Genomic DNA, 7200 nt, shown 5'->3' with positions numbered 1-7200 from the left:
CTGTCTTTGGTTTTCTGCGCAATGTGGGTAGGTGCCAACCTGGAAACATAGGAGTCATTTTGGTAGCTTTGCTTGTCTAAATTTGAGAGCTATTTTACCATTGAAATCCTATGGAAAACGGCCTTAACTTAGTGGCATTCGATTCTGACCCCTTGAACCCTTCCATCGCTTGCGATACTGAAAGAAAAACAATAACGAGATAATTAGCAAATAAGACGCGTGGAAACTTTCCAATATGAAGAAAGAGATCAAAGCTTCAATTACAACTATATATTCTAAGAAATATATAAATTTTTTTGGAATGAAGTAGCATAAAAAAAGTAAAACTGAGGTTAATAGAAACCAAGAAATGTTCTTTTCTAAAAATCTTTTGTTTAAATATTCCTGAGGAACCCCCGTATATCCTTTATTTTTTTCGGCTTGGAGTTGCCGGTCCTCTAGCTCGGTTATAACGCCATCCTCTGTTAGTTTTTGATATAGCACTCCGTACTCTGTGACATAAATATAGTCAACCTGATACAAGTAGGCCTTTGACTGCCAGAGCATTAGAAATAAAACTAAAACGGTCAGTATCGACAAAGCTATTTTATTCAAAATAAGTCCTCATTCCTTAAGTAGGGTATCAATCCGAGTTTATAAAAGAACAGCTCACAACTTACATGGCGTATAAAATGCGCTCCAACATTGCGTAAGAGCGCATTTAAAAAGAAGTTAACCTAACTCACTCAACTTCTTCTGCAACACATCCATCACCACTTGTGGGTTGACCCCTTTCGCGGCTTTGCGCACCAGTCCAATAAATGGGCCAACGGCTTTGGCGCGTTTATCTTCCGGCGTATTTAAATAGCCTTCGACCAGTTTTGGATTGTCGGCTAATACTTGCGCCACAATTTCTTCAATCGCGCCGGTATCGGATACTTGTTTGAGGCCTAGGCTGTCGATCAGAGCATCGACGTCTGTGCCTTTGCCTTCCCAAAGCGCGTTAAAGACTTCTTTCGCACCGCCATTGGAGAGGGTGTTGTCTTTAATGCGGCTGAGCAGTGCGCCAAGTTGTTCTGCGCTGACTGGAATATCGCTGATGGCGATTTCGTTTTTGTTCAGTGCGGCAGATACGTCGCCCATCACCCAGTTCGCGGCAATTTTGTAGTCGCCAGAGATTTTCGCGGCGGCTTCAAAATAGTCGGCCATGATACGGTCGGAAGACAGTACGGCGGCGTCCATTAACGATAAGCCGTGTTCGCTTTGGAAGCGGGCTTTTTTCGCGTCGGGTAATTCTGGCAATGTTGCGCGTACGGCTTCGACGTATTCCTGATCAATAATCACAGGTAATAAATCTGGACACGGGAAGTAGCGATAATCGTTTTCTACTTCTTTAGAGCGCATAGCGCGGGTTTCGTCTTTATCGGCGTCGTACAAGCGAGTTTCTTGGCGGATAACGCCACCGTCTTCAAGTACGTCCATTTGGCGTTGAATTTCGGTATTAATGGCGCGCTCAACGTTACGGAAACTGTTTACGTTTTTAATTTCGGTACGTGTACCAAATTCTTTTTGGCCTTTCGGACGCAACGATACGTTGCAGTCGCAACGCATAGAGCCTTGGGATAAATCACCGTCACAAATACCTAAATAAGTAACGATGCTGTGCATTTTTTTGAAATACGCGGCGGCTTCTTTAGCGCTGCGCATTTCTGGCTCAGAGACGATTTCGACCAGTGGTGTTCCGGCACGGTTTAAGTCGATGCCAGACATACCTGCAAAGCCTTCGTGTACCGATTTACCGGCATCTTCTTCAAGGTGTGCGCGCGTGACGTTAATACGTTTGCTGACGCCGCCTTCAAGTTCGATGTCGATATGACCCATGCCCACGATTGGGTGATGCAGCTGGGTGGTCTGGTAGCCTTTAGGCGAGTCTGGGTAGAAATAGTTTTTACGGTCAAAAATCGATTTCAAACCAATTTCTGCGTCAATGGCGAGGCCGAATTTTACCGCCATGCGCAGGGCTTCTTCGTTAAATACAGGTAATACGCCCGGCAAGCCTAAATCAACGGCGTTTGCTTGGGTATTGGCTTCGGCACCGTAGGCGGTCGATGAGCCTGAAAATATTTTAGATTTAGTGGCCAGCTGAGCGTGAATCTCAAGGCCAATAACAACTTCCCATTCCATGTTCGAATCCTCTTACGCGATGCCGTTAGGTGCTTTTAAATGCCAGTCGGTCACTTGCTGGAACTGGTGTCCGGCATTCAGCAGACGCGCTTCATCAAAGTAATTACCAATTAATTGCAAGCCGACTGGAAGGCCGTTTACTTGCCCGCACGGAACCGACATGCCCGGTAGGCCTGCAAGGTTAAGTGCGATGGTAAAAATATCTTCTAAATACATGGCGACAGGGTCGTTCGCATTTTCACCGAATTTAAATGCCGGTGTCGGTGTTACTGGGCTCATGATGATGTCGACATCATTAAAGGCGCTAACAAAGTCGTTTTTAATTAAACGACGTACTTGTTGTGCTTTTTTGTAGTAGGCATCGTAAAAACCAGCCGACAGTGCGTAAGCACCAATCATGATGCGGCGTTTTACTTCGTTACCAAAACCTTCACCGCGTGAACGCTTGTAGAGGTCTTCAATGTCTTTTGGATCTTCACAACGATAGCCGAAACGTACGCCGTCCATACGCGACAGATTGGCCGAGCATTCTGACGGTGCAATCACGTAATACGCAGGAATGGCTAAATGGGTATTTGGCAAGGAAATTTCTTTTACTTTGGCGCCCATTTTTTCGTATTCGGCAATGGCATTACGCACTTGCTGTTGCATGTCGGCGCTTAATGCGTCGCTGAAATATTCTTTCGGCAGGCCGATGGTCATGCCTTCGATGCTGTCGTTTAACGAGGCGGTGTAATCCGGCACGTTGCGTTGCACCGAGGTTGAATCTTTGGCATCAAAACCGGCCATAACGTTGAGCATCATGGCGGAATCTTCGGCGTTACGAGTAATTGTACCGGCCTGATCTAAGCTGGAGGCATAAGCGATCATGCCGTAACGCGAAACGCGACCATAGGTTGGTTTCAGTCCGGTTAATCCGCAAAAAGCAGCAGGCTGACGAATAGAACCGCCGGTATCGGATGCGGTAGCTCCCGGTACTAAACGCGCGGCAACGGCCGCGGCAGAACCACCTGACGAACCACCCGGAACACGCTCGGTATCCCATGGATTTTTAACGGGGCCGTAAAACGAACTTTCGTTCGACGAGCCCATGGCAAATTCGTCCATATTTAATTTGCCCAACGACACAGCACCGGCTTGGTTGAAGTTATCAACGATGGTGGCGTCGTAAGGCGCAACGAAATTGCTCAACATTTTTGAGCCACAGGTGGTTAAAACGCCGTTTGTGCAAAAAATATCTTTGTGTGCCATCGGCACGCCTGTCCAAGCGGTGGCATTGCCAGCGGCTCTGCAGGCATCTGCGGCATTTGCTTGTGCAATTGCTTGCTCATCAGACACAGTAATAAAACTGTTATACGTGCTATCTTGTGCTTTGATGCGAGCGAGTAATTCTTGAGTGATTTCGGCGCTGGAGTATTCGCCTGCCGTTAAATCGCGAGAGATCTCGGCAATGGTTTTGTTATGCATGGTCATTTCAGTCCTTGGCGCCCATCACTCAACTACGCGAGGTACGAGGTAGTGGCCGTTTTCAACGGCTGGTGCGATTTTTTGAAAGTGTTCGCGCTGATTCGTTTCGGTTACTACGTCAGCACGCAGACGTTGAACAGCGTCTAGCGGGTGTGCCATAGGTTCTACGTCCGAGGTATCAACGGCAGATAGTTGATCCACTAGATGTAAAATGTTGCTGAGATTTGTCTGATATTCCGCGATTTGTGTCTCGTCGAGTTGTAAACGAGATAAGTCGGCAATGTCACGAACCTGATCTTGGTCCAGAGCCATGTGCATACTCCAGTGATGATGACTGTGAAGAAGCAGCGAGCGTAGCACAAATGCGCCTTGCCCTAAATCCCTGCCGTTGCTAGAGGTACAGCAATTTTTTGCCACCCGTTTACAGGAACATAATTGGATGTTTAAGAAGCTACGAGGTTTGTTTTCCAGCGATCTGTCGATCGACTTGGGTACAGCGAACACGCTTATCTACATGCGTGATAAAGGTATCGTATTAAATGAGCCTTCTGTCGTGGCCATCCGGATTCAACAAAACGGCAAAACCGTGCAAGCGGTTGGTGCTGAAGCGAAGCGCATGTTGGGCCGTACTCCAGGCAAGATTCAGGCAATTCGTCCGCTAAAAGATGGCGTTATCGCTGACTTTGAAGTGACGGAAAAAATGCTGCAGTACTTTATTAAGCAAGTACACGAAAGCAGTTTCTTACCACCAAGCCCTCGTGTTGTGGTGTGTGTGCCGTTCCAAGCAACCAAAGTTGAGCGTAAAGCGATTCGCGATTCTGTGATGAATGCTGGCGCAAGCCGTGCGTATTTGATTTATGAACCAATGGCAGCGGCTATTGGTGCTGGCTTGCCGGTTGATGAAGCACGCGGTTCTATGGTGGTGGATATCGGTGGTGGTACTACTGAAATCGCCATTATCTCTTTGAGTGGCGTAGTTTACGCTGAGTCGGTAAAAATCGGCGGCGACCGTTTCGACGAAGCGATTGTGGCGTATGTGCGTCGTCATTACGGCAGCCTTATTGGTGAAGCAACGGCTGAACGTATTTAACAAGAAATCGGTACGGCTTACCCTGGTGGCGAAGTGCGCGAGATTGATGTGCGCGGACGTAACCAAGCCGAATGTATTCCACGTAGCTTTACGTTGAACTCGAACGAAATTCTAGAAGCTCTACAAGAATCTTTAGCCGCAATCGTACAAGCGGTGAAGGGTGCGCTAGAACAAGCGCCACCAGAATTGGCTTCTGATGTGGCTGAGCGCGGTATGGTACTGACCGGTGGCGGTGCTTTGTTGCGTGACTTAGATAAGTTGCTGAGCGAAGAAACTGGCTTGCCAGTAATCGTTGCCGACGATCCATTAACGTGTGTTGCTCGCGGCGGCGGTAAGTTCTTAGAAACTGCAACAGAACAGCAATTGGAAATGTTAGCGCTGGATTGATCCTTCGTCTGCATTCTTTGCTCTGCCTCTTTGTATTGTGATTCGGCCTCGATAATTATCGGGGCCGAATCATTTTTACGTTAAAGATTTTCCCCATAGCTGTGCCAGTAGGCTTACATGCTGGTTCCTCGGCGGCGCAAACGGTATAGTTGATCCTTTGAGAATTTACTCAGGGTAGAGCGCCATTAAATCGCAATTTCAGATTCCGCCTTATCAAGGGCAGCGGGTCTTGTTGATCGTCGTGTTGTCGATGGCCTTAATGTGGGTTGATAGTCATTTTCAGTGGTTACAACCGGTACGTTATGGCGTTGGTTTTATTGTTGCTCCTGCACAGCAGGCGGCGACCGTGCCTTTGGCTATGGCAGAATGGTTTGGCGATTCGGCGACCTTGCGTCGTGAATTGCTACGCGAGAATAAACAATTATCCGCTCGCAATTTTATTCTTGAGCGTCGTGCTCAGCGCATGGCGTACCTTGAAGCCGAAAATATTGAGCTGCGTGAATTATTAAGTGCCTCTGAGCAGGTCGACGATCGTGTTCTTGTTGCGTCGATCACATCAGTAGATCCAGATCCGTTTACCCAGCAAATTATTATTAATAAGGGCGGTGAAGACGGCGTCTTTATTGGTCAGCCAGTATTGGATGCTTATGGTTTATTGGGGCAAGTGATTGATGTGCTGCCACTCACCAGTCGTGTATTGATGATTGCTGATTCAAACCATGCGATTCCGGTTCAGGTTAATCGCAATGGCGTGAGGGCAATCGCAACGGGAACGGGTTCGTTAAGTGAACTTGAACTGATCTACGTGCCAAACACCGCCGATATTAAGGTTGGCGATATGCTGGTTAGCTCTGGCTTAGGTGGACGTTACCCGCGTGGCTATCCGGTTGCTACGGTGAACAAGGTCGAGAATATTCCGGGGAAACCTTTTGCCAGCGTGACGGCAACGCCTACCGCGCAACTGGATCGTAGCCGTCACTTTTTATTGGTATTTTCCAATGAGGCTGGTCGCGTACCGCCCGCAGCATTGTGGCAGGAGAACCCATGAGCGCCCGCGCGATTTTCTTCTCGTTTTTTATGATTTTTATTGCCTTCGTGCTGGAACATTTGCCACTACCTGTGGTGGTGGATTGGTTTCAACCGGCATGGGTGATGTTGTGTATTACAGCCTTGGTTTTATTTGCACCCAATGTATTCGGTTTATGGTTAGCCATACCGCTAGGGCTGATGATGGATGTCGAGCAAGGGACATTATTAGGGCTGCATGTGGTGATGGTGACAGTACATATTTTGATGCTGCAAATTTTGTATCGCCGCATGTTTCTATTTAACGTGCTGCAGCAAGCCATCGTCATTATGCTGCTGATTGCGATGCAGCAGCTGATTCATTATTGGGGCTTGCTGATTATTAATGGCGATAGCCGGCCTGTACTCTTGTGGATGCCGGCGTTTATGTCGGCAATTCTGTGGCCTTGGGTTTACACCGTAGGCTACAAAAGCTTGCGTCGGATGCAGCACTGATGCTGATTTTAGCTTCGGGCTCTCCACGTCGTCGTGAATTGTTGGCGCAAATCGGTGTCCGATTTGAAGTGGATGTTGCGGATATTGATGAAACGCCAGAAGCCAGTGAAGTTGCTCAGGCTTACGTTGAGCGTTTAGCGTTAGAGAAAGCGCGTGTCGTTGCTGCACGACACACTGATGCAGTAGTGTTGGGGTCAGATACTTCGGTCATCATTGATGGCGAAATTTTAGGAAAACCATTAGACGAAGCCGATGCGGCAAAGATGTTGGCGCGCTTATCGGGTCGAACGCATCAAGTGCTTACGGCGGTGGCTTTAGTTGATGGTGAACGTGTGCTGGTGCGCAGTGTGATTACTCAGGTGCATTTACGCAGCCTGAGTGAAGAAGAAATTCAACGCTATGTCGCTACGGGTGAACCCAGCGATAAAGCTGGCAGCTATGGAATTCAGGGCTTTGGAGCCATTCTCGTAGATGCCGTCGAAGGAAGTTATAGCAATGTGGTCGGGCTGCCATTAACAGAGACAGCCGCCATGCTTCAAGAATTTAACGTACCTGTGTGGCAGGTCGGGTGA

At 48.0% G+C, this 7200-nt stretch carries 6 protein-coding genes and 1 pseudogene; 4 read left to right on the top strand and 3 right to left on the bottom strand.

The annotated features are described in order from the left end of the window. Positions 1 to 711 precede the first annotated feature (711 nt). From gatB to gatC, 3 genes are read right to left on the bottom strand one after another with little or no spacing between them, the layout of a single operon-like run. Entirely contained in the window at positions 712 to 2163 is a 1452-nt protein-coding gene (gene gatB, locus UXZ23_RS11570) for an Asp-tRNA(Asn)/Glu-tRNA(Gln) amidotransferase subunit GatB (protein ID WP_320820719.1), read from the bottom strand. 12 nt (positions 2164 to 2175) lie between these two features. Continuing rightward, positions 2176 to 3630, bottom strand: a complete 1455-nt coding sequence (gatA, locus tag UXZ23_RS11565; RefSeq protein ID WP_320820722.1) for an Asp-tRNA(Asn)/Glu-tRNA(Gln) amidotransferase subunit GatA — start codon at positions 3628 to 3630, stop codon at positions 2176 to 2178. Positions 3631 to 3654: 24 nt separating this feature from the next. After that, a complete protein-coding gene (gatC, locus tag UXZ23_RS11560) occupies positions 3655 to 3942 on the bottom strand; it encodes an Asp-tRNA(Asn)/Glu-tRNA(Gln) amidotransferase subunit GatC (RefSeq protein ID WP_025264650.1) in 288 nt (95 codons plus the stop codon). 127 nt (positions 3943 to 4069) lie between these two features. Between gatC and UXZ23_RS11555 the strand changes: the two are divergent. The 4 genes and pseudogenes from UXZ23_RS11555 to UXZ23_RS11540 all read left to right on the top strand — a co-directional run bounded on the left by UXZ23_RS11555 (position 4070) and on the right by UXZ23_RS11540 (position 7200). Then, positions 4070 to 5107 (top strand): annotated as a pseudogene (locus tag UXZ23_RS11555) (rod shape-determining protein). Between the two features lie 184 nt (positions 5108 to 5291). Further along, positions 5292 to 6155: a rod shape-determining protein MreC gene (gene mreC / locus UXZ23_RS11550; protein WP_320820721.1), complete on the top strand. Its 864-nt coding sequence runs from the start codon at positions 5292 to 5294 to the stop codon at positions 6153 to 6155. Next, positions 6152 to 6628 (top strand): rod shape-determining protein MreD, encoded by a 477-nt coding sequence (gene mreD / locus UXZ23_RS11545; protein ID WP_320820718.1) that lies wholly within the window; start codon positions 6152 to 6154, stop codon positions 6626 to 6628. The genes mreC and mreD overlap by 4 nt, the downstream gene beginning before the upstream one ends. Then, complete coding sequence (locus UXZ23_RS11540; protein ID WP_320820717.1) at positions 6628 to 7200, top strand: nucleoside triphosphate pyrophosphatase; 573 nt, start codon at positions 6628 to 6630, stop codon at positions 7198 to 7200. The genes mreD and UXZ23_RS11540 overlap by 1 nt, the downstream gene beginning before the upstream one ends.

Origin of the sequence: Thalassolituus sp., assembly GCF_034111725.1 — a bacterium.
Taxonomy (GTDB): domain Bacteria; phylum Pseudomonadota; class Gammaproteobacteria; order Pseudomonadales; family Oceanobacteraceae; genus Thalassolituus.
This window is presented reverse-complemented; position numbering and strand designations above follow the sequence as displayed.